The sequence below is a fragment of the Ruegeria sp. K3 genome (genome assembly GCF_056531845.1).
On sequence record NZ_JBQFMM010000001.1, the window covers coordinates 226,940 to 249,814 of the forward strand.

Consider the following 22,875-nt stretch of genomic DNA (forward strand, 5'->3'; position numbering starts at 1 on the left):
CATGGTCAACACAGTTATATCCGACGTCACCAAACGCATCATCGACCGCAGCGCCGATCTGCGTGGTCCGCATCTTGAACGAATGGAGCAGGCCAAATCCAAGGGCCCTGCGCGTGCGCACCTGTCCTGCAGCGGGCAGGCCCACGCCTATGCCGGGGCGGGCGAAGATCAGGACTCCATGGCCTCCGGCACGGCTGGCAATCTGGGGATCGTTACCGCCTATAACGATATGCTCTCGGCCCATCAGCCTTTCGAACGCTACCCGGCCCTGATCCGCGATGCGATCCGCGCAGCAGGCGGCACAGCGCAGGTTGCAGGCGGAGTGCCAGCCATGTGCGACGGCGTCACGCAAGGCGAGGCGGGGATGGAACTCTCGCTGTTCTCGCGCGATGTGATCGCGCTGGCGACCGGAGTGGCGCTAAGCCACAACACTTATGACGCCGCCGTTTTCCTGGGCGTCTGTGACAAGATCGTGCCCGGCCTGATCATCGGCGCGCAAGCCTTTGGGCATCTTCCTGCCGTCTTCCTGCCTGCAGGTCCGATGACCAGTGGCCTGCCGAATGACGAAAAGGCCAAGGTCCGCCAGAAATTCGCCGCCGGAGAGGTGGGCCGCGAAGAGCTGATGAAGGCCGAAATGGCCGCATATCACGGCCCCGGCACCTGCACCTTCTACGGAACTGCCAACACCAACCAGATGCTGATGGAATTCATGGGCCTGCACCTGCCAGGGTCCAGCTTCATCAACCCCAACACCCCCCTGCGCGATGCCCTGACCGAGGAAGGCGCGCGCCGCGCCCTGTCTCTCAGCGCGCTGGGCAATCACTACACACCGGTCTGCCAGATCCTTGACGAGCGCGCTTTCGTCAATGGCATCGTCGGCCTGATGGCCACCGGCGGTTCCACCAACCTACTGATCCACCTGATCGCCATGGCGCGTGCCGGTGGTATCGTGCTGGACTGGGAGGATTTTTCCGACATCTCCGCTGTCGTGCCTTTGGTCGCGCGCGTCTATCCCAACGGTCTGGCAGACGTGAACCACTTCCACGCTGCGGGTGGCCTGGGCTTCGCCATCGGTACGCTGCTGGAAGATGGCTTGCTGCACCCCGATACGCTGACTGTCGCGGGGCAGGGCCTGCACAACTACACCAAAGAACCCAAGCTGAAAGACGGCGAGTTGGTCTGGGAAGAGGGCGCGGGCCACAGTCTGAACGAAAAGATCGTTCGCCCGGCCAAAGACCCGTTCCAACCCACGGGCGGGCTCTCTCGCTTGACGGGCAATCTGGGCACAGGGGTCATGAAGGTGTCGGCTGTAGCACCTGAACACCAAGTGGTCGAAGCGCCCGTGCGTGTATTCCACGACCAGAACGCCGTTAAAGCCGCTTTCAAAGCCGGAGAATTCACCGATGACGTCATCGTTGTTGTTCGCTTCCAAGGGCCAAAAGCCAACGGTATGCCTGAACTTCATTCGCTGACGCCGATCCTGTCGATCCTGCAGGGCAGGGGGCAGAAGGTGGCTCTGGTCACCGATGGCCGTATGTCGGGCGCATCCGGCAAAGTGCCCGCCGCCATCCATGTCTGCCCCGAGGCGCTGGATGGTGGACCGATCGCCTATCTGCAAGACGGTGACCTGTTGCGCGTTGATGCGGTCAAGGGCGAGTTGGAAATCCTGACCCCCGGTGTTCTCGACCGCAATCCGGCCACCGCCGACCTTACGGCAAACCAACACGGTGTTGGCCGTGACCTCTTCGGCGCCTTCCGTCAGAATGTCGGCTCAGCCGACACCGGCGCCAGCATTTTCGGAGTGTAACCCAATGTCCAAAACCCAACGCACCCGCGAGATCTGCGCGCTGGCCCCGATTGTTCCAGTCCTGGTCGTCGACGACGCGGCCCATGCGCGCCCGTTGGCCGAAGCTTTGGTCGCCGGTGGCCTCCCGGCGCTTGAAGTCACCTTGCGCACTCCCGCCGCGCTCGACGCGATCCGCGCCATGGCCAACGTCCCCGGCGGTGTTGTCGGGGCGGGTACACTGGTCACGCCCGAAGATGTCCGCGCTGCCAAAGAGGCTGGCGCTCAGTTCGGCGTCTCGCCCGGTGCGACTGATGCCCTGATCGCCGCCTGCGAAGCCGAAGGTCTGCCCCTTCTCCCCGGTGCGGCTACTGCAAGCGAAGCCATGGCTCTGCTGGAAAAGGGCTATGACATGCTGAAATTCTTCCCCGCCGAGGCCTCAGGAGGGGCTCCCGCCCTAAAAGCCATCGGCGCACCGCTACCGCAGATCACCTTCTGCCCAACTGGTGGCGTATCGCCGTCAAATGCCCTCGATTACCTGTCACTGTCGAATGTTGTCTGCGCCGGCGGCAGCTGGGTCGCGCCCAAGCAGATGGTTCAAAACGGTGATTGGTCCGGGATCGAAACACTTGCCCGCGAGGCCGCCAGTCTGCTGGATTGACGCCGCAGGGCAAGACGCTAGGGTAGGCCTCAATTCAAACAGGTTGCCCTCATGACAAACCAAACCTCCCTCGCGCATGGGCGCGAGTATCTGGCCATCCCCGGCCCTTCGGTCATGCCCGATACGGTGCTGCAGGCGATGCACCGTCCGTCGCCCAATATCTATGACGGCGAATTGATCGAGATGATGCCCGCGCTCACCCGAGACTTGAAACGCGTTGCTGGAACCCAGCACAACGTTGCCATCTATATCGCCAATGGTCACGGTACATGGGAGGCTGCGCTTTCCAACGTCATTGCACCCGGTGAAACCGTGCTTGCCCCGGCCTCTGGCCGATTCACCCACGGTTGGGCCGAGATGGCCGAAGGAATCGGCGCTAAGGTTGACCTGATCGATTTCGGAATGTCCTCGCCCTGGGATCTTGACCGCATCGCCGAGGCCCTGCGTAACGATACAAGCCACAAGATCAAAGCGGTCCTTGCAGTCCACGTCGATACGTCCACATCGATCCGCAACGATATCACGGCCTTGCGAGCGTTGCTCGACGACATTGACCACCCAGCCTTGCTGATGGCTGACTGCATCGCGTCGATGGGCTGCGACCGGTTCGAGATGGATGCCTGGGGTGTCGACGTCACTGTCACGGCTTGCCAAAAGGGGCTTATGACCCCGGCGGGCACCGGCTTTGTCTTCTTCAACGACAAGGCGCAAGCCAAGCGCGCCACAATGCCCCGCGTCTCGCATTATTGGGACTGGCAACCACGCGCCAATCCAGATCTGTTCTATCAGTATTTCAACGGCACCGCGCCAACCCACCACCTGTATGGCCTGCGCGCTGCGCTCGACCTGATCCATGGCGAAGGGATCGAACAGGTCTGGGCCCGCCACGAACACCTGGCAACGGCCATCTGGGCCGCCTGTGAAATCTGGGCGCAAGGTGGCGCGCTGCATTTCAACGTCGCCGACCCGGCCCATCGCAGCCACGCGGTCACTGCCCTCCGCCTGACCGAGGGGCGCGGCACGCCGCTGCGCAGCTATACCGAAACCCAACTGGGTCTGACGCTGGGCATCGGTCTGGGAATGGAGGATTGGGATGGCTGCTTCCGCCTTGGCCACATGGGGCACGTAAACGCTCAAATGGTCATGGCCATGCTGGGTGGCGTCGAAACCGCTATGGCTGCGCTCGATATCCCCCGTGGTCAGGGTGCGCTCGAAGCCGCCGCCGCGACGCTGGCCGGATAAGCCCGATCCGCCTCTTCATCTGGCCTAAAATACCTTCGGGGAAATCGCACTTGGGTGCGATAGGGGGCAGACAGCCCCCTTTACGAGGCTCGGGCTTTTGCTAAGGCCGTGGGCAGAGCAGCTTCAAACGCCGCCATTTCCGCCTCACCTCCGCAGCTGACCCGAATGCACCGGTTCTGGGGCGCGGCAAATGGCATCCGCACGAACACGCCTTGTTCAACGTGCGCGTCCAACACGGCCTTGGCAAACACCCCATCGCGCCCACAATCAATCGCCACAAAGTTTGTCGCAGACGGCAAAGGCAGCAGACCATTCGACCGTGAAATCTCTTCGATGCGGTTCCGGGACCCGGCAATCCTTTGCTGCACATGCGTCAGCCAATCTTCATCTTTTAGCGCGGCCAATGCCCCTGCCTGCGCGGCTCGGTTCATGCCGAAATGGTTGCGCACTTTGTTGAAGCTCGCAATCAACTCGGATGAGCCGATAGCATAGCCTACCCGCGCCCCGGCCATGCCATAAACCTTGGAAAACGTTCGCATCCGGATCACACGTGAATCATCAGCAGCGACAGGTGCAGCGGTCCCTTCGGGCGCGCATTCGACATATGCCTCGTCAAGAACCACCAAACAGCCCTCTGGCAAAGCCTCCAGAGCGGACACGATATCCTCACCTGAATGCCATGTTCCCATCGGGTTGTCCGGGTTGGCCAGATAGACCAACTTGGCGTCTACCTCCGCCGCTTTGGCGAACAGTGCCGTCGGGTCCTCGTGATCGTCGCGGTAGGGGACCTTGTGCAATACCCCACCAAACCCGGCCACGTGGTAATTGAAAGTCGGATAAGCTCCATCCGAAGTCACAACTGCATCGCCGTGACCAACCAACAGGCGCACCAGATAGCCCAGCAACCCGTCAATGCCTTCGCCAACCACGATATTTTCAGGCGCAACCCCATGATGTACCGCCAGCGCATGGCGTAGTTCGTAATTCTCGGGATCGCCATACATCCATATCTCGCCTGCGGCCCGTTGCATTGCATCGATGGCGCGCGGGGACGGGCCAAACACGCTTTCATTCGCACCGATCCGGGCCACGAAGGGCGCGCCACGTTGGCGCTCCTGCGTTTCGGGGCCGACAAAAGGCACGGTCGCGGGCAGCGTGAGGGCAAGCGGGGTATAACGAGGACCAGTCATGGCCGCAGATAAGCGCAACCGATCAGGTGGGGCAAGCCTTGCCAGAAGTTCAAAGGAGGCTTCGGATGTGCGGTTTGCCCTGACGTCGCTGTGGCGCTGCTGGCGTCTTGCTGGCATGTTTACACAACAAAACACGCCCCGGAGGTCCCATGTCCCGCGTATCCATCGAATACAAAGACCACATCGCACGTGTCACGCTGACCCGTGGCGACAAGATGAACGCGCTGGACGATGCGATGATCAAGGCGATCCTTTCGGCCGGTCAAGAGGTCGCCGCAGCCGACATTCGCGCCGTGGTGCTATCGGGGGAAGGCAAAAGCTTTTGCGCTGGGCTCGATATGGCCAGCTTTGCCAGCATGGCGCACACAGACCCAAGCGAATGGCTGATGACCCGCAGCCACGAAGATGCCAACGAAATGCAGGAACTTGCCTTGATCTGGCGGCGCGTCCCGGTGCCGGTGATCTGCGCTATTCAAGGCGTCGCCTATGGCGGTGGGCTACAGATTGCGCTGGGTGCTGACATCCGCATCGCGCATCCCGAAGCCAAGCTGGCAGTGATGGAGATGAAATGGGGCATTATCCCCGACATGGGCGGCATGGTTCTGCTGCCAGAGCTCGTGCGCTCGGACGTGCTGCGCCTGCTGACCTATACCGCCCGCCCTATCGGAGCGCCACAGGCAGCAGATTGGGGGCTTGTTACCAAACTGTCGGATGATCCCCTGACCGAAGCGCTGGCGCTGGCCGAGGACATCGCGGGTAAAAGCCCGTCCGCCATCCGCGCCGCCAAACGGTTGATTGATGTGGCCGAAACCCGTGACCGTGCTGATGTGCTGTTGGCCGAGTCTACCGAACAGGTCGACCTGATCGGTAAGTCGGATCAAATGGAAGTTGTCATGGCACAGATGCAGGGCCGAAAGCCCGAGTTCAAATGATCACCGCATGAATGCGCGCCGTGCATCGCGGGCCATGTTGTATCGCATCTCAAGATCAGCAATCTTTTTCATTGCTGCCCTGCGGTCCTGATTGTCAGTCAGCGCTGCAAACTCCTTGCGGGCGGCGTCGAGCTGTTTCTTGATGTCGAACTCCTCGGGCAGAACTCCGGCCTGCGCCATTATCCGATGACCCGCAGCAATGACGGGATCGCCTTGTGCCTCGCCCGAGCGGTCGGGCAACGGGGCACCTTCGCCTTCAAGACCCTGCAGTTGGCCTTCGGCCTGCGCCTTTTTGATCTGGCGTTCAATCAGTTTTCCAAGCGATCCGAACATGCGCTTATTTTACCGCCTGAGGGGTTCTGATGAAAGGGCTCAGCGCACTCGGTTTGTTGCCAGATATGCGATACCCCCAGCCAACAGCCCCCAGACTGCCGCGCCCAACCCAAAAACCGTTATGCCAGAGGCCGTAATGGCCAGTGTCAAAATAGCCGCTTCGCGCTCGACAGGGACGTCCAGCGCGGCATGCATGGCATTGGCCAGGACCCCGATCAGGGCCACACCTGCCAGAGTGCCCATAAGCAGCGGGTCGGCATGGGCGGCAAAACTGGTGATCGCCACGGCAAAGATACCGAAGAGGCAGTAGAACACGCCACCCATGATTGCCGACCAATAACGCTGCGCCGGATCGGGGTGGCTTTCCTCGTTGGAACACATCGCTGCGGTGATTGCGGCCAGGCAGGTTGCGGGCGCCCCGAAAGGGGCCGAAAGCATGCTTGCGCCACCGACGGATGAAAACAACCGGCCGGGAACAGGATCAAAGCCAAAGCTGCGCATCACCGCGACGCCGGGGATATTCTGTGTCGCCATCGTGACGATAAACAGCGGTACGCCGATCCCGATGGCCGACGCGACCGAGAATGATGGCATGGTCCAGATCGGAGCCGCGATCAAACGATCCGGCATCAATTGGGCATCTCCTGCGTTCAGCGACACAATGATAGCCGCCGCGACCACAGCTGCCGGAACCGCGATCAACCGATTGAAACGGCCCGCGACAAACCACGTCAGGATCACCGGCAACGCCTGCCATGGAATCTCGACCGCCGCCTGGAAGGGCACAAGGCATAGTGGCAAGAGCACGCCTGCCAGCATTGCTTGCGCCAGTGTTGTGGGAATTGCTGCTGCCAATCGTCCCAGCGGCTTCCACAGCCCTGCCAGAACCGTTAATGCTCCGGCGCACAGGAACGCACCAATCGCGCCTGAAAATCCCTCGACCGGGGTGGCCGAGACGGCTAACAGAGCGGCCCCCGGGGTCGACCACGCAACGCTGATCGGCATTTTGTACCGCAGGCTGAGGACGATGGCTGCAAGCCCCATGGCAATCGCCGCACTCATCAGACCCGAGGCGGCTTCCTGCGATGAAGCTCCCATCGCGCCCAACCCTTGCAGTACGATGGGAAACGAGCTGAAGAACCCGACAATGGCCACAACCAACCCGGTTGAGACGGTCTGCATCGGAGGGAAAGATCGCATCGTCAGTGCCTCGCCAGGTTGTGTCGTCGAAGTGCTAACAAGCGGGGCGTGGCGTGAACAAGGGGAAAGCTCTGAGGGTAAAGAAAAACCTCACCGCCGGTTGGGTGGTGAGGTTCGATTTCAATATATCAGCAGCAGGAAAAAGATCAGGCGATTTCAGCCAAACGGGCGAGAGCTTCGTTTAGCTTGGCTTCTTCTTCTTCGCGGGCGGCAAGGTTAGCTTTGGCTTCCGCAACAACCTCTTCCGGGGCCGATGCCACGAATTTCGGGTTGTTCAGGCGCCCGCGCAGACCGCCGAGTTCCTTGGCCAACTTGCCTTTGGCTTTTTCCAGCCGTTCCTTTTCCGCACCAATGTCGATGATGTCCGCCAGTGGCAGGCCAAAGGAGGCACCGGGGGCGGCAATCGAGATCGTGCCCTTGGGCAGTTCAACCGCCTTGGTCAGGCTGTCGATCCGCGCCAGACGTTTGATCAGCGCTTCGTTGCGGTCCCATGCCGCTTGGCCGTGCGCGTCAATCTCAGTCACCAGCATCGGCACGTAGAGGCCAGCAGGAACTCGCATCTGCGCGCGGGCCGAGCGGGTGTTTTCGATCACCGAGATCACCCAGTTCATTTCTCGATCCGCATCCGCGTCGATCAGGTCGGCAGCCGCATAGGTCGGCCAATCTGCGTGTACAACCATTTTGGCACGCTTACCGGTCAGGCCCCACAGCTCTTCGGTGATGAAAGGCATGATCGGGTGCAGCAGAACCATGCACTGATCCAGAACCCAGCGCATGGTGGCGCGGGTCTCGGCCTGTGCCTCGGTGTCGTCGCCTTGCAGCAAGGGTTTAGAGAGTTCCACGTACCAGTCGCAGACCTTGCCCCAGACAAAGGCGTAGAGCCCGTTGGCCGCGTCGTTGAAACGATAGCTTTCCAGCGCCGCGTCGACCTCTTCCCGCACACGGGCGGTTTCACCGATGATCCAGCGGTTCACGGCGGCTTTGGGTTTCAGGTCAGCCACGTCCAGTTGCGGGACAGCGTCGGTGAAGACCTCATTCATCTCGGCAAAGCGGACGGCGTTCCACAGTTTGGTGCCGAAGTTACGGTAACCTGTGATGCGCTCGCGCGACAGTTTCAGTACCCCGCCAATAGCCGCCATCGAGGCATTGGTAAAGCGCAGCGCGTCAGCACCGAATTCGTCCACGATCTCCAGCGGATCGATCACGTTGCCGGTGGTTTTGGACATCTTCTTGCCCTTCTCGTCGCGGACGAGCTGGTGCAGATAGACGGTGTGGAACGGGATCTCGTTCACTACGGCCAGTTGCATCATCATCATCCGCGCGACCCAGAAGAACAGGATGTCAAAGCCGGTGATCAACACATCGGTTGGGAAATAGCGCTCTAACTCTTCGGTCTTTTCGGGCCAGCCCAGCGTGCCGATAGGCCAGAGGCCGGAAGAGAACCATGTGTCGAGCACGTCGGGGTCGCGCCAGACCGGGTAGACCAGCTTGGTCGGGTCTTGTTCGACTGCGTATAGGGCAAGGCTTTCGGCGAACTGATGGATCGCTTCCTGCTTATCGGCAACTTCGATGACCGTCGCGTGGCTCAGCGGGCTGGGTATATTGGCATTGTCGTCGAGGAATTTCTCTGTAACGGCCTCAAGGCTTGCCGCGCATTCCATGACATTGCCACGATGCAGCATGCCACCTTCGTTCAGCAAACGACCCAATTCGACCAAATCAAGGTCGCCGTCGTTTTCGTCGTCCTTGAAATTCTCAGCCGAGAGATCGAGGCCATACCAAACAGGTATCTGATGCCCCCACCACAGCTGGCGCGAGATGCACCACGGCTCGATGTTTTCCAGCCAATGGTAATAGGTCTTCTCGCCCGACTCGGGGATGATCTTGACCGTGCCGTCCTTGACCGCGTCCAGCGCAGGGCCGACGACCTTGGCGGCGTCGACGAACCATTGGTCGGTGAACATCGGCTCGATGACGACTTTCGAGCGGTCGCCGAAGGGCTGCATGATCGGTTTGCTTTCGACCAGCGGCACCAGCTTGTCCGCGCCTTCGTGTTCCGGCGTTAAAGCGGTCGAACCCAGACGTGGATCATCGGCGCGAGTCATGACAGCCAGACCGTCTGCAGTGATCTCCTCAACCACCTTCGCACGTGCCTCGAACCGGTCGAGGCCGCGCAGATGATCAGGGATCAGGTTGATCGCGTCGATCTCGTTCTCGGTGAACTCACGCCCGCGCGCGTATTCCTGCGCCTTGTCCGCCTCTTCGGCATAAGGCGCACCATCGGCGCGCATTGCGCCTTTGGTGTCCATCAGGCGATACATTGGAATGCCGCCGCGCTTGGCGACCATATTGTCGTTGAAGTCATGTGCACCGGTGATTTTCACCGCGCCCGAGCCGAAATCTGGATCAGGGTAATCATCGGTGATGATCGGGATCTGACGGCGATGCTCTTTCGGGCCAACCGGGATTTCGCAGAGTTTTCCGACGATGGGCGCATAGCGCTCATCCGATGGGTGAACCGCAACTGCGCCGTCGCCGAGCATGGTTTCGGGGCGAGTCGTGGCGATCGAGATATAGTCGCGCTCTTCCTCCAGCACGATATTCCCGTCCTCATCTTTCTCGACGTAGGTATAGGTCTCGCCGCCCGCCAGCGGGTATTTGAAGTGCCACATGTGGCCTGCAACTTCGATATTCTCGACCTCAAGGTCCGAAATTGCGGTCTCGAAATGCGGGTCCCAATTGACCAGCCGCTTGCCGCGATAGATCAGGCCCTTTTCGTACATGTCGACAAAGACCTTGATCACCGCGTCGTGAAAATTCGCAGAATTTTCGTGGCCCGTGCGCGGGTCACGCGGCGCACCAGCCATGGTGAAAGCATTACGCGACCAGTCGCAGCTGGAGCCCAAACGCTTGAGCTGCTCAATGATCGTGCCGCCGTATTCGCCCTTCCATTCCCAGACCTTGTCCAGAAACGCCTCACGTCCCAGCTCACGACGTCCCGGCTGCTGGGTGTTGGCCAACATCTTTTCCACCTGCATTTGCGTGGCGATACCAGCGTGATCCTGACCGGGCTGCCATAGCGTGTCGAACCCGCGCATCCGGTGCCAGCGGGTCAGAATATCCTGCAGTGTGTTGTTGAACGCGTGGCCCACATGCAGCGCACCCGTCACGTTCGGTGGCGGTATCATGATGGTAAAGCTCTCGTCGCGCGATTTGTTCGCGCCTGCCTTGAAGGCTCCGGCCGCTTCCCAGGCCTGATAGATGCGGGCCTCGGCCTCGGCCGCGTTGAATGTCTTTTCCATCGCCATGGGATGCGTCCTGCGTCAACAATATCGGGTCAGCGCCTGCAATAGCGAATGGACGCAGGAAGGGGAAGGCCCTGCGCGGCGGTCCTGCAATGATCAGCCGGGATTTGATGGGGCGGGCGCATAAAGATCCAGCTTTTCGCTGGCCCCTTGCCCCATCGCCTTGGCCTGATCGCTGCGGATGCGCGCGTGCAGGTCCAGCGCCTCAGGAGCAAACAGCTCGGTCGGCTCAGGGATATGGATGAAATTCCCCACCCGGTCCTCGCCCCGCGCCAGAATGGCATAGTCGCGATCCGCCACTTTTTGCTGCGCATTGGGGTTGAGATAACGGATAGCCAGGCCAATTCGACGATCATCAGATACGTTCGGCCCTGACCCGTGAATGGTCAGCCCATGGTGCAGCGACATCTGGCCGGGCTGCAACTCGATATGGGTTTTGTCTTCCTCCGCGACATCGACTGCTACCTCTTGCCCACGCGACAGAAGGTTGTTGTCGGAAAACGTATCATTATGCGGCAGGATCGGGTTCTTGTGGCTGGCCTTCACGAAATCCATGCAGCCACTCTCAACCGTCGCAGGGGATAGGGCGATCCAGGCGGTCAACTGGTCCGAGGTTTCACCCATGCCCCAATAGGTCAGGTCCTGATGCATGCCCACCACTTGCGTCGTGCGCGGTTCCTTGATGAACAGCTCAGCCGACCACAACAGCAGGTCTGGGCCCAAAACACCTTCGACAACGTCCAAAACGCGCGGGTCCAACGCGATGCGAGTGGCGAATGGCATCACCACATGCGCGTTGATGCGTTTGTACATGTTCAGGGGTAGCGGCAGGTCAGCCTCGCGCCAGCTGGCCTCGACATCTTCCAACTCGGCACGGTACCCGGCGGCTTCTGCGGCAGAGAACACGGGGATCGGAAATATAAACCCATCATCCCAATAGGCCTCGGCACTTTGGCTGTCCAATCGGCCATTCGTCAGCTTGATTTCTTTGGGCATGGAAACCTCCACTCGACTGAATTTAGGTTCAGCCTAGGCGCGGCCCAGATCGGCGCGCAACGCTGTTTCCAGACATGAATGTCGCTTTCAGACCGTGCGGAGTTAATTTTCTCAGCCACTGGACAAGGTCCTGCTTCACGCTAGGGTCGCGCATTCAGGCAGCCAGAGGATCATCTCATGGAAAAATTCGGCAAAAGCCAGCCCATCAAACGGACCGAGGACCAGCGGTTTCTGACCGGGCAGGGGCAATACATGGACGATTCTGTGCCCGAGAATGCGCTGTTCGCAGCATTCTTTCGCAGCCCGGTGGCGCATGCCACGATCACGTCGCTGGACCTTGAAGATGCACGTACAGCGGATGGGGTGCGCTTGGTCATGACGCTGGAAGATCTGACTGCTGCCGGGATCGATACGGTGATGAACGCGACTACAGTCGCCAACCGCGACGGCAGTCAAGGCGCTGCGTCCGAGCGGAACATGCTGGCCAAGGACCGCGCGCGTTTCGTCGGAGAACCCGTTGCGGTCGTCATTGCCGACTCGTTGTTACAGGCCCGCGATGCAGCCGAATTGATCTGGATGGAAACCGAAGACCTGCCGGTCAAGATGGATGTCGCTGCGGGTGGCGAACCTTTGCATCCACAAGCCCCCGACAACCGCGCCTTTGACTGGGGCTTGGGTGATGAGAAGGCGACCAATGCCGCCTTTCAGGCAGCGGCGCGCACCGTCGCGCTGAACGTGCATGACAACCGGGTCATCGTGAGTTCGATCGAACCGCGTGGCTGTCAGGCCGATTGGTCGGGTGGCCGTATGCATTTCTCGTATGGCGGGCAGGGTGTCTGGGGGATGAAAGCGCAACTGGCACAAAAGCTGAAACTGGACCCCGAGGCGATCCGTGTTACTACGCCAGATGTCGGCGGCGGATTTGGTATGAAGGCGATGCCTTATCCCGAATATTTCACCGTTGCCGTTGCTGCCATGAAACTGGGCCAGCCGGTGCACTGGATGTCGGACCGGTCCGAAGCGATGTTGTCCGATCACCACGGCCGCGACCTGACCTCACTGGCGGAGCTCGCCTTTGATGCCGATCACAAGATCACCGCCTATCGGGTTCACAGCAAGATCAACCTTGGCGCTTATAACAGCCATTTCGCGCAGGCGATCCAGACCAACCTGTTCAGTAAGGTTTTGATGGGTGTCTACGATGTTCAGACCACCTACTTGCGGGTCGAAGGATTCTTCACCAACACCACGCAGGTCGACGCCTATCGCGGTGCCGGGCGACCCGAGGCGATCTATGTGCTGGAACGCGTCATGGACCGTGCTGCGCGTGAGATGGGGATTGATCCGTGGGAGTTGCGGCGCAAGAATTTCATCCGACCCGAAGCCTTCCCCTATAAGACCGCAACCGGCGAAACCTATGATGTGGGTGAGTTCAACATGGTCCTCAGCCGCGCCGCCGAACAGACTACGGGCTTCGAGGCCCGCAAGGCGGCGGATGCCGAAAACGGTCTGATCCGGGGTCAGGGGCTTTGTTACTATATCGAAAGTATTTTGGGAGACCCTTCCGAAGGCGCGAAGATCGAGTTTTGCGAGGACGGAACGGTGAACCTCTATGTCGGCACTCAGTCCAATGGGCAAGGGCACGAGACCGTCTATGCCCAGTTCCTATCGGACCAGACAGGGATTCCTTCGCACCTGATCAATGTTGTGCAAGGCGACACGGACAGGCTGGCGCAGGGCGGCGGGACTGGCGGTTCACGCTCGGTCACGACCCAAAGCAACGCGACACTGGTCACAGTTGATACGATGATCGCCGCATTCACGCCCTATCTTGCGGATAAGATGGGTATCGAGGAAATCGATGTGACCTTCGACCATGAAACCTTCCGCGCACCCGGGTCCAACCTGACCCCCACGCTGACCGAGGCGGCCGAGATGGCGCGCGCAGACGGGCGCGCCGATCTGTTGCAGCACGAAGCCCGCGCCACGCTAGATGCACGCAGCTATCCAAACGGCGCACATGTTGCCGAAGTCGTTATCGATTCTTTCACTGGTGAAACATGGGTCGACCGCTACACGGTGGTGGAGGATTTCGGCAATCTTATCAACCCGATGCTGGCCGAGGGGCAGGTGCATGGCGGCGTGGTTCAGGGTATCGGTCAAGCACTGACCGAGCATGTTGTTCATGATGCCGAGGGGCAACTGCTCACGGCTTCGTTCATGGACTACGCCTTGCCCCGCGCTGCTGAGATACCCATGATAGAGTTTACCTCGGCGCCGGTTCCGTCAACCGCCAACCCGATGGGGATGAAAGGCTGTGGCGAGGCAGGCACCGTGGGCGCACTGGCCGCAGTGGCTAACGCGGTACAGGATGCGCTCTGGGATCACGGGGTGCGGCAGGCGGATATGCCTTTCACACCTCACAAAGTTTGGGAATTGTTGACGCATGGTTCTGTCGCGGCTGAGTAGAAAGGTACTGGGATGGCTCGGACGGCCTCTGCGGTCCGAGCACTCGGCCGAAACGCGCCACCGCGAACCTGTCAGCCATGTCATCATTCTTGACGGCACCATGTCGACGCTTGAAGCAGGGCGGGAAACCCACGCGGGCCAGACTCTGCGCCTGTGCTGCGAGATGGGCAGCCAGGTTTCGGTTTTCTACGAATCCGGCGTGCAGTGGGAAAGCTGGAAGTCCACTATGGACGTGATGATGGGGCGGGGTATCAACCGTCAGATTCGTCGGGCCTATGGTTATTTGGCTTCGCGTTACAAACCCGGCGACAAGATCTTTTTCATCGGCTATTCGCGCGGCGCATACGGGGTCCGCAGCCTTGCGGGCGTGATCGATGCTATCGGGTTGCTCAAGGCCGAACACGCCACTGTCCGCAATATCAAACAGGCCTATCGACACTATGAATGTAACGCCAATGGCGAAGCGGCGGCGGTCTTTCGTCGGGAGTTCTGTCACGAGGATGTCGCCATCGAGATGGTCGGCGTCTGGGACACGGTCAAGGCGCTGGGCCTGCGCCTTCCGCTGCTCTGGCGCTGGGCCGAGGAACGCCATGCCTTCCACAACCACCAGCTTGGCCCTGCCACCCGCCACGGCTATCACGCCATGGCGCTGGACGAGACCCGCGAAGTGTTCGAGCCGGTGCTGTGGAAATGCACGCCTGACTTCAAAGGCCACATCGAGCAGGTTTGGTTCCGCGGCACCCACGGCGATGTTGGCGGCCAGCTGAACGGGTTCGAAGAGGCCCGCCCCCTCAGCAACATCTCCCTGATCTGGATGCTGGACAAGGCCGAGCTGCACGGCCTGCCCCTGCCCGAAGGTTGGCACGACCGTTTCCCTACCGATCCGCATGCGCAATCCGTGGGCACCTGGCGTGGCTGGGGTAAGATTTTCCTGCTGCGCAAGCATCGCAAAGTAGGGCGTGACCGGTCAGAGAAACTGCATGTCTCGGTTTCGCCCGAGGAACTACCCCGATGGGTGCCGATGCCAAATCTGCCTTCGCATCCGGCGCAGTAACAGAAGCAACAGCTTGCCTTCCTATGAAAGTTGTATCAACAGCAGCCACAGCATTTCTGTCCCGTCAGTGCCGGGTGGACGTCTTAGCATCATCGAAAGACATGTGATTTATGCCGGATCCATACTTTTCTGAGCTCAAATACTTAGGTGGCCCGACCCTGGATTTTATTGAGGTCGCGGTTGACGCTGGTACGGATGTCTCGGGGTTGGTCGTGACGATCTATTTGAGCAATGGCTCGATCCGAACCACCAATACTCTGGCCGGTATCACGCCGACAACGGTTGCCGGTCGCGATATCTATGTCATCGACACGACAAGTTCCGGGACATTTAACGGATTGGGTAAAACCAATGGTATCTCGCTTTCCGAAGGGACAACGGTTTATCAGTTTAATTCTTTCAGCGATCCTCCAAGTCCCGGCCCGATCACTGCGAACACTGGCCCGGCCAATGGTATGCAATCCACAGTCATCGGGCAGGCCGGCGCTGGCGATTCCCTGATTTCGACCGACAATGGCGGCACATATACAGTCAATACCGATCCCACCCCGGGCAGCATCCCCTGTCTGACTGCGGGCACACTCGTATCCACTGATTTGGGTCCGGTGCCGGTAGAAGATCTGAAGCCTGGCCAGTTGCTTTTGCTGGCGCGGGGTGGCAACCAGCCTTTGCTGCAGATCTTGCGCCGTTCACTCACTGCGCGCGAGTTGCGCCGCAATCCGAAACTCTATCCAGTGCGAATTTGCGCGGGCGCACTTGGACAAGGCCTGCCCCGACGTGATCTGCTTGTCTCGCGTCAGCATCGCATGCTGGTGTCCTCGGCGATTGTGAAACGCATGTTCGGTCGTTCTGAGGTTCTGGTCGCCGCGATAAGGCTGACCGATCTGCCGGGGATTTATGTCGATGAAACCGTAGACAGCGTCACGTATTTCCATCTGGTCCTGGCGACGCACGAAGTGATTATCGCCGAGGGTGCCCCGACCGAGAGCTTGCTGATGGGACAGGAAGCGTTGAATTCACTCCCTCCTGCAATGGTCGAGGAACTTACTGTATTGTTTTCGGGCATTTCGACCGGGGGCCTCTCGGATACCAGTTATCTGGTGCCGGACAACGCGCGTCAGAAACAGCTGTTGTCGCGCCACGCTCAACACGCCCGATCATTGCTATCCGACTATACGGAAAGCACCCGTTCTGCAGACTAATGTTGATAGGGCGTTGGCCAACCAAGGCCAACCCCCGCTGTCATGTCTAAGAATTACCGCCGACGATCTCTGCGCGAGCTCATCGGCTGGAACGCCACGCCCACATGCGCTTCGCAATAGGGTTTGCCTGCCTCGACGGGCAGGCCGCAGAACCAGAAATCCTCGGTCGCGGGGTCGCCGACAGGCCATTTGCAGGTCTTTTCGGTCAGCTCCATCAAAGACAGCTTCTTGGCCTTCTTTTCAATCTCGTTGACCTTGGCCAAAGCCTCGGGGCTGATCTCATTGGCCGACGGTTGCGGAGGCAGCGGCTGGCCGGCGGGTATGATCTGGCGACGGGCCGGGGTGACCGGTTTGGCCTCGGGGGCTGGCACCGGACGGGCCGGTTCAGTCTTGGGTGTCGGTTTCGGTTTGGCCTCGGCCTTGGGCGCGGGGGCCGGTTTTTCCTTAGGCTCGGCCTTTGCCGGGCTTGCACCGGTGGCGCGATTCGACAGACCCAGACGGTGCACCTTGCCGATCACCGCATTGCGGGTCACGCCGCCCAGTTCCTTGGCGATCTGGCTGGCCGACTGGCCCTCGCCCCACATCTTTTTCAGCAGCTCTACACGCTCGTCAGTCCAGGACATCATTTGCCTTTCAAAAGCGGAAAGCGGCCCCGGATTCGGGCCGCCTTGGGAAATCATCTCAGCGCCCTATTCTAAACACTGCGGCCCGAGTTACAAGCGGTCTTCGAATCAGGTATGGGGCAGAGCATGCATAATCTCATGGATCACGACGCACGCCGCTTTGGCGCGGTGAATTGGATGGGCCTCTATACACTGGCGCAGCGCGAAACCCTGCGCTTTCTGGCCGTGTGGACGCAGACCCTGCTGGCACCGCTGGTGACGGCAGGCCTGTTCCTGCTGATCTTCAACATTGCCATTGGTCCCAGCCGACCGGATGTGATGGGGGTGCCGTTTCTGACCTTTCTGGCACCGGGCATCATGATGATGACCGTGATTCAGAACGCCTTTGCCAATACATCGTCATCGATGGTGATCGCCAAGGTTCAGGGCAATATCGTCGATACGCTGATGCCGCCGCTATCGCCGCTGGAAATCCTGTTGGGTTATCTGGCCGGAGGCATCGCCCGCGGAATCCTGATCGCCCTTGTTGTCGCAATCGCTCTGGCGTTGGTTCTGGGCATCGTGCCGCAGAACCCGCTGATCGCACTGATATTCGTGGTTTTAGGTGGCGCGTTCATGGGCGCGCTTGGGCTTTTTGCCGGGATTTTTGCCAACAAGTTTGACCAGATGGCGGCGATCACCAACTTCATCGTCACGCCTTTGGCTTTCTTGTCCGGCACTTTCTATTCTGTACAGGCGCTACCGCCAGTGCTCAATCGGCTAAGCCATGCGAACCCGGTCTTCTATCTGATTGACGGGTTGCGCTATGGGATGATCGGCGTGTCCGACAACTCTCCTTGGTTGGGCATGGCGATCTGCGCCAGCGCGACATTGTTGGTTGGAGGATTGACCTGGCAGATGTTGCGCACCGGCTACCGGCTCAAGGCCTGACGGTGTATCGCCTCGCGCCAGACCAGAATCAGACCTCCGGTCAGGATGATGGCCGAGCCGATCAGGCTGATCCCATCCGGTATCACCTTGAATACCGCGAAATCGTAGACGGCAGCGAAGATCAGGGTGGCGTAGCTGATCGGTGCCACAAAAGAGGCATCCGCCCGCGCCATTCCGTTGACGAAACAAGCCTGCGCACAGGCCATTAGCACACCAATCGAAGCCAGCGCCGCCCATTGCTGAGGCGTCGGCATCTGGAAAACGAAACTTACCGCGACTGTCGCAATGGTCAGACCCATCGCATTGTTGATCAGCAGAATCTGGATCGGTATTTCTCGGCCCGAGAGCTTTTTGATAAAGATCAGTTCCATTCCAATTATCACTGCTGCGGTCAGGGCCAGTAATGCAGCGGGTTGAAAGCTAGCGGGCGTTGGACGCAACAGAACCAAAGCACCGATCAAGGCTACGAAGGCGGCTAACCAGCGCCACGGGCCGACACCTTCTTTCAGCAGCGGGATCGCCAACATCATGGCAAAGACCGGGTTCAGGAACGAGATCGCCGTCGCATCCGCAATCGGTATGAAAGCAACGGATGCAAACATCAGCGTGATCCCCAGCCAGCCAAAGCTTGTCCGTCCGATATGCAGACCCCAATGCGGGCGGCTCAGGCGGGGGCGCATGATGCCGACGGCTGTCACGATTACCAGAAAGGCAAACAGAAACCGTCCATGGCTGATCTGCATCGGATGCAGGGCAGGGCCAAGCACATCCGTCCCCAGTGCTTTCGCCAGCAATGTGGTCCCTGCGAGAAGGGCGCTGGCCGCAAGGATCAGCAGGGCCGCAAGGGCAGGATTCTGACGTATCGGTGTCATGGTTCAGCCGTGCGCCAGCGTCGGGTAAATGACAAGCGGTAAATCCCGGTCTCAGAATGATTTTTGCCCCGATCGCAAAAACGGGGTTTTCAGACCCGGTGCACCCCGCTATACGGCCTCACATGATCAATACCGCACATACCCTGCGCCTCCGACGCCGACGCCTGACCGCATAATCGGCCCGTTTGATCCATTTGCGCTGTCCAAATCCGCGCAAACCCCACCAAATCAGTTGACGACCATGGCCCCAGTGTATCACTCACAGGGCTCAAGCTATTCGAAAAGGATGATCCGATGATCCCGTCCGTTCTGCCGACCTATAACCGCGCGCCCCTGACATTCGTGAAGGGCGAAGGCGCCTGGCTGACCGAGTCGGATGGCCGACGTTTTCTGGATCTGGGCGCGGGCATAGCGGTAAACGCGCTGGGTCATGCGCATCCGGCGCTGGTGGCGGCCCTGACGGAACAGGCGCATGCGCTGTGGCATGTTTCAAACCTCTATAACATCCCGCAACAGCAGGCACTGGCGGACAAGCTGGTGGAACACACCTTTGCCGATACGGTGTTCTTCACCAATTCGGGCACCGAATCCTGCGAATTGGCCGTCAAAATGGCCCGCAAGTATTTCTATGACAAAGGTCAGCCCGAGAAGGTCGAGATCATCACTTTCGACGGCTCATTCCATGGCCGGTCATCGGCGGGTATCGCCGCCGCCGGGTCCGAGAAAATGACCAAAGGTTTCGGCCCGCTGCTGCCAGGCTTTGTCCATCTGACATTCGGAGACCTCGACGGTGTCACCAACGCCATCACCGACACCACGGCAGCCATCCTGATCGAACCGGTTCAGGGCGAAGGCGGCATCCGCCCCGTTCCGGATGCAGAGCTGAAAGCCTTGCGCCAGATTTGCGATGATAACGGCCTTTTGCTGATCCTCGATGAAGTCCAATGCGGCGTTGGGCGGACCGGCAAACTCTTTGCACATGAATGGGCCGGCATCACGCCGGATATCATGATGGTCGCCAAAGGCATCGGCGGCGGTTTTCCTCTGGGTGCGGTTCTGGCCACCGAAGAGGCCGCCAGCGGCATGACGGCAGGCACCCACGGCTCGACCTATGGCGGCAACCCCTTGGGCTGTGCCGTTGGCTGCGCGGTGATTGATCAGGTCGCTACTCCGGCCTTCCTCGAAGGTGTGAATCGCAAGGCAGGCCTGCTGCGTCAGAAGCTCGAAGGCCTGATCGCGGACCACCCCGAAGTATTCGAGGAGGTGCGCGGCTCAGGTTTGATGCTTGGCCTGAAATGCAAACCCGCCAATATCGACGTGGTCAACGCTGGCTATGACAACGAGGTCATAACGGTCCCCGCCGCAGATAACGTGATCCGCCTACTGCCGCCGCTGACCCTCACCGAGGATGACATCGCACAAGCCCTGATCCGCCTCGAGAAAACTGCGGCACAAGTCGAAAACGCAATGGCTTCGGCCTGAACTCGCCTGATTGAAAAGTGAATTAAAATGAACCACTTCCTTGATATCCACAAAACTGACGCAGGTGATCTGCGGAACATGATCGATCAGGCCAGCGCGATGAAACAGGCGCGCCTTGGGCGTCCCAAAGCCGCCCCCGACGATGAGCAGCCTCTGGCAGGCCGCATGGTTGCGCTGATCTTTGAAAAGCCATCAACGCGGACCCGCGTGTCCTTCGATGTTGGCGTGCGCCAAATGGGCGGGCAGACTATGGTACTGTCCGGCAAGGACATGCAGCTGGGCCATGGCGAGACCATCGCCGACACCGCCCGGGTCCTGTCGCGCTATGTCGACATGATCATGATCCGAACCTTTGATGAAACCATCCTGACCGAGATGTCCGAATACTCGGACGTTCCCGTCATCAATGGTCTGACCGATCGTACACATCCCTGCCAGATCATGGCCGATGTGCTGACCTATGAAGAGCATCGCGGCCCCATCGCAGGAAAAAAGGTCGTCTGGACCGGCGACGGCAACAATGTCTGCGCTTCATTTCTGCATGCCGCCGGTCAATTCGGTTTCGACCTGACATTCACCGGCCCGGCGCAGCTGGATCCAGAAGAAGAATTCATGGGGCTTGCACGCCAGAAGGGCTCGAAAATCGTGATCGAACGGGACCCGCACAAAGCTGTTGAAGAGGCCGACCTCGTGGTCGCCGACACCTGGGTCTCAATGCACGATTCTCAATCCGCGAAGGAGCGCCGCCACAACATGCTGCGGCCCTATCAGGTCAACGCCGAGCTGATGTCGCATGCCAAGCCAGACGCGTTGTTCATGCACTGCCTGCCTGCGCACCGCGAAGAAGAGGCCACATCCGAGGTCATGGACGGCCCGAACTCGGTGATCTTTGACGAGGCCGAAAACCGCCTGCATGCGCAAAAAGCCGTGATGCGCTGGTGTCTGGGCGTCTGAGGCCGACAGCAATCTGGGAGAGCCATAGATGGCTCTCTCAAATCTCGGAGCAACCAATGCCACACATCACTCTGGAATTCTCTGCCGGGCTCGAAAAAACTCATGATTTTCAAGCCATCTGTGAGCAGCTCTATTCCGTGCTCGCCGTGCATGAAGAATTCGATGCCCCAACACTCAAAATCCGTGCCACCTCGTTTCCGTATTTCTGCATCGGGACCGAACCGCAGACGTTCATTCATGCCACGCTCTTGTTGCTGCAGGGCCGTGATGAGGCGACGCGCGCCGAGTTGAACGCGATCATTCTGAATGTTCTGGCTACATCTGCTCCCTCAGTCGGCAGTATCACCGTGCGGGATGTTGAAATAGATCGCGCGACCTATGCCAAACGCTTGTCGGCCTGATTCGGCCCCGGCATGCGTATGGGATGTTTAAACGCGTCGGGTCACATCCCAGATCCGTAATCTGGCGAGCGTAGCGACGCACGCCAGAACTACCAGCACACACAATGCGATCTTGGTCATGATCTCCATCGTGCCCTCGATCATCAGGGCGTGTACGACACTGCCCAGTATGGTCACCACTGCCAGTCCGGCGTGACCCAGACGCCAGAGCCGAAATCGCAGGTTCAGGCGTAGCCGCAGAACACCCATCGTTGCTGCAGCAAAACCCGTCCACATCGCGATCACACCCCAGACGGAAAAGGGTGTGGCTGATACGAATAGAAGCGCGTCCACGACATCCGGCGGGCTCGTGATCCACAAACCGCCCACATGGATTACGATCGCTGCGACAAGGGCCAGACCGCACCGCCTGTGCCATAAGCGGCTGCGCACAGGTGAAAGCCCAGGCAACCAGCGTCCGGCCAGCAAGGGTTGCATCAGCAGAAGGCACATCCCGACGATGCCCGCAAACCCGGCTAGGATGTAGATCGGCTCGCGCCACGCCAGATAAGGGCTGAATGCTGCCGCGATAACCGGCACCAGAAGGGCGACAATCAACGCTGCCCAGATCAGTATGCGCCTCAACACGTATCAGGCAGGCTGCAAGACGAAATGCGCGGCAAGCGTTTTATCCTTCGCGCTCGACATCACCGGGCGTAGGAAAACCGTTTCGAATTCGCCGCTGTCATAGGCCAGATGCCCGTGCGGTTGGCCAAAGGCGGGCACGATTTGTGGCATCTCAAGCCGAAATTCACCGTTCGCATCCGTCAGCGTCGCCCCATGGCTGCGCTGGTCGCGCTCGTGCCCCTCGGTCGTATGCGCCCAGATCTGGATACGCTGTCCGGGCAAGGGGGCTCCGTCGCCTGCGCGGCGTACGGTGCCGGTCATCCAGAAACCTCCGCCGCCGATGCGCTGCACAATAGGGGCGCCGGGGCGATAGTTGTTCGATCCGCCCCGCATGGACGGGGTCGGTGCAACGCCCTGCGCCCGCGCGGGCGTGGTCAGCCCGGCCGTGCCTAGCGCTGCAAAACAGCCCGCCGTAACCAACGCGCTGCGGCGGGTAAGAAGAACGTGCGACATCGCGAGGGCTCCTTTCGATAACGGGCATGGTGTCTGGCCTGACACTCAATCTAGCACGTTTGTTGCGAAAGCCGAGTTAAGCTGGTCTGAAGATCGGGTCATTTCATCACCGTCACGTGAGCGTTGC

At 59.9% G+C, this 22,875-nt stretch carries 20 protein-coding genes; 11 read left to right on the forward strand and 9 right to left on the reverse strand.

Annotated elements, in window-relative coordinates; all coding sequences use genetic code 11:
* The first annotated feature begins 1 nt into the window (after window position 1).
* The 3 genes from edd to ACR0MP_RS01095 are packed head-to-tail and all read left to right on the forward strand — an operon-like array spanning window position 2 to window position 3,686.
* A complete protein-coding gene (gene edd / locus ACR0MP_RS01085) occupies window positions 2–1,807 on the forward strand; it encodes a phosphogluconate dehydratase (protein WP_480885564.1) in 1,806 nt (601 codons plus the stop codon).
* Window positions 1,808–1,811: 4 nt separating this feature from the next.
* Window positions 1,812–2,444, forward strand: coding sequence for a bifunctional 4-hydroxy-2-oxoglutarate aldolase/2-dehydro-3-deoxy-phosphogluconate aldolase (locus tag ACR0MP_RS01090; RefSeq protein ID WP_170397269.1), 633 nt, complete (start codon window positions 1,812–1,814; stop codon window positions 2,442–2,444).
* Between the two features lie 51 nt (window positions 2,445–2,495).
* The gene (locus tag ACR0MP_RS01095; RefSeq protein WP_170404249.1) at window positions 2,496–3,686 is read left to right on the forward strand and encodes an aminotransferase class V-fold PLP-dependent enzyme; all 1,191 of its coding nucleotides are present in this window, start codon (window positions 2,496–2,498) and stop codon (window positions 3,684–3,686) included.
* Between the two features lie 80 nt (window positions 3,687–3,766).
* On the opposite strand, the gene ACR0MP_RS01100 is transcribed toward ACR0MP_RS01095, so the two are convergent.
* The gene (locus ACR0MP_RS01100; protein WP_170404245.1) at window positions 3,767–4,876 is read right to left on the reverse strand and encodes a pyridoxal phosphate-dependent aminotransferase; all 1,110 of its coding nucleotides are present in this window, start codon (window positions 4,874–4,876) and stop codon (window positions 3,767–3,769) included.
* Between the two features lie 149 nt (window positions 4,877–5,025).
* On the opposite strand from ACR0MP_RS01100, the gene ACR0MP_RS01105 reads away from it, so the two are divergent.
* Entirely contained in the window at window positions 5,026–5,808 is a 783-nt protein-coding gene (locus ACR0MP_RS01105) for a crotonase/enoyl-CoA hydratase family protein (protein ID WP_170564757.1), read from the forward strand.
* On the opposite strand, the gene ACR0MP_RS01110 is transcribed toward ACR0MP_RS01105, so the two are convergent.
* The 4 genes from ACR0MP_RS01110 to ACR0MP_RS01125 form a co-directional block, all read right to left on the reverse strand.
* Window positions 5,809–6,141, reverse strand: coding sequence for a DnaJ family domain-containing protein (locus ACR0MP_RS01110; RefSeq protein ID WP_170404239.1), 333 nt, complete (start codon window positions 6,139–6,141; stop codon window positions 5,809–5,811). It lies immediately after the preceding gene.
* A 39-nt stretch (window positions 6,142–6,180) separates the two neighbouring features.
* On the reverse strand, window positions 6,181–7,341 hold the full coding sequence (locus ACR0MP_RS01115) for a benzoate/H(+) symporter BenE family transporter (RefSeq protein ID WP_170736473.1): 1,161 nt from the start codon (window positions 7,339–7,341) through the stop codon (window positions 6,181–6,183).
* A gap of 146 nt (window positions 7,342–7,487) precedes the next feature.
* Complete coding sequence (locus ACR0MP_RS01120; RefSeq protein ID WP_480885568.1) at window positions 7,488–10,649, reverse strand: valine--tRNA ligase; 3,162 nt, start codon at window positions 10,647–10,649, stop codon at window positions 7,488–7,490.
* A 93-nt stretch (window positions 10,650–10,742) separates the two neighbouring features.
* Window positions 10,743–11,642, reverse strand: a complete 900-nt coding sequence (locus ACR0MP_RS01125) for a phytanoyl-CoA dioxygenase family protein (RefSeq protein WP_170404230.1) — start codon at window positions 11,640–11,642, stop codon at window positions 10,743–10,745.
* Window positions 11,643–11,819: 177 nt separating this feature from the next.
* Here ACR0MP_RS01125 and ACR0MP_RS01130 point away from each other — a divergent pair, with 177 nt between their 5' ends.
* The 3 genes from ACR0MP_RS01130 (at window position 11,820) to ACR0MP_RS01140 (ending at window position 16,367) form a co-directional block, all read left to right on the forward strand.
* Complete coding sequence (locus tag ACR0MP_RS01130; protein ID WP_480885570.1) at window positions 11,820–14,111, forward strand: xanthine dehydrogenase family protein molybdopterin-binding subunit; 2,292 nt, start codon at window positions 11,820–11,822, stop codon at window positions 14,109–14,111.
* On the forward strand, window positions 14,089–15,165 hold the full coding sequence (locus ACR0MP_RS01135; protein WP_480885572.1) for a DUF2235 domain-containing protein: 1,077 nt from the start codon (window positions 14,089–14,091) through the stop codon (window positions 15,163–15,165). The genes ACR0MP_RS01130 and ACR0MP_RS01135 overlap by 23 nt, the downstream gene beginning before the upstream one ends.
* A 110-nt stretch (window positions 15,166–15,275) precedes the next feature.
* Complete coding sequence (locus ACR0MP_RS01140) at window positions 15,276–16,367, forward strand: Hint domain-containing protein (protein WP_170404224.1); 1,092 nt, start codon at window positions 15,276–15,278, stop codon at window positions 16,365–16,367.
* Between the two features lie 53 nt (window positions 16,368–16,420).
* Here ACR0MP_RS01140 and ACR0MP_RS01145 read toward each other — a convergent pair whose 3' ends face one another.
* Window positions 16,421–16,990 (reverse strand): GcrA family cell cycle regulator, encoded by a 570-nt coding sequence (locus ACR0MP_RS01145; RefSeq protein WP_170397240.1) that lies wholly within the window; start codon window positions 16,988–16,990, stop codon window positions 16,421–16,423.
* Window positions 16,991–17,116: 126 nt separating this feature from the next.
* Between ACR0MP_RS01145 and ACR0MP_RS01150 the strand changes: the two genes are divergently transcribed.
* Window positions 17,117–17,920 carry an ABC transporter permease gene (locus ACR0MP_RS01150; protein WP_480885575.1) on the forward strand — a complete coding sequence of 268 codons (804 nt, stop codon included), beginning with the start codon at window positions 17,117–17,119 and terminating at the stop codon, window positions 17,918–17,920.
* Here ACR0MP_RS01150 and ACR0MP_RS01155 read toward each other — a convergent pair.
* Window positions 17,902–18,792 (reverse strand): DMT family transporter, encoded by an 891-nt coding sequence (locus ACR0MP_RS01155; protein WP_480885577.1) that lies wholly within the window; start codon window positions 18,790–18,792, stop codon window positions 17,902–17,904. The two genes, ACR0MP_RS01150 and ACR0MP_RS01155, sit on opposite strands and share 19 nt — an antisense overlap.
* A 294-nt stretch (window positions 18,793–19,086) precedes the next feature.
* On the opposite strand from ACR0MP_RS01155, the gene ACR0MP_RS01160 reads away from it, so the two are divergent.
* Genes ACR0MP_RS01160 through ACR0MP_RS01170 form a run of 3 tightly spaced genes read left to right on the forward strand, consistent with a single transcriptional unit; the run spans window position 19,087 to window position 21,629 of the window.
* On the forward strand, window positions 19,087–20,274 hold the full coding sequence (locus ACR0MP_RS01160; RefSeq protein WP_480885579.1) for an acetylornithine transaminase: 1,188 nt from the start codon (window positions 19,087–19,089) through the stop codon (window positions 20,272–20,274).
* A gap of 27 nt (window positions 20,275–20,301) precedes the next feature.
* Entirely contained in the window at window positions 20,302–21,228 is a 927-nt protein-coding gene (argF, locus tag ACR0MP_RS01165; protein WP_480771627.1) for an ornithine carbamoyltransferase, read from the forward strand.
* A 56-nt stretch (window positions 21,229–21,284) separates the two neighbouring features.
* The gene (locus ACR0MP_RS01170; RefSeq protein ID WP_480885581.1) at window positions 21,285–21,629 is read left to right on the forward strand and encodes a 5-carboxymethyl-2-hydroxymuconate Delta-isomerase; all 345 of its coding nucleotides are present in this window, start codon (window positions 21,285–21,287) and stop codon (window positions 21,627–21,629) included.
* Window positions 21,630–21,656: 27 nt separating this feature from the next.
* Here ACR0MP_RS01170 and ACR0MP_RS01175 read toward each other — a convergent pair whose 3' ends face one another.
* The gene (locus ACR0MP_RS01175) at window positions 21,657–22,253 is read right to left on the reverse strand and encodes a ferric reductase-like transmembrane domain-containing protein (protein ID WP_480885879.1); all 597 of its coding nucleotides are present in this window, start codon (window positions 22,251–22,253) and stop codon (window positions 21,657–21,659) included.
* A gap of 6 nt (window positions 22,254–22,259) precedes the next feature.
* On the reverse strand, window positions 22,260–22,748 hold the full coding sequence (locus tag ACR0MP_RS01180) for a peptidase associated/transthyretin-like domain-containing protein (protein ID WP_170397223.1): 489 nt from the start codon (window positions 22,746–22,748) through the stop codon (window positions 22,260–22,262).
* Between the last annotated feature and the right edge of the window lie 127 nt (window positions 22,749–22,875).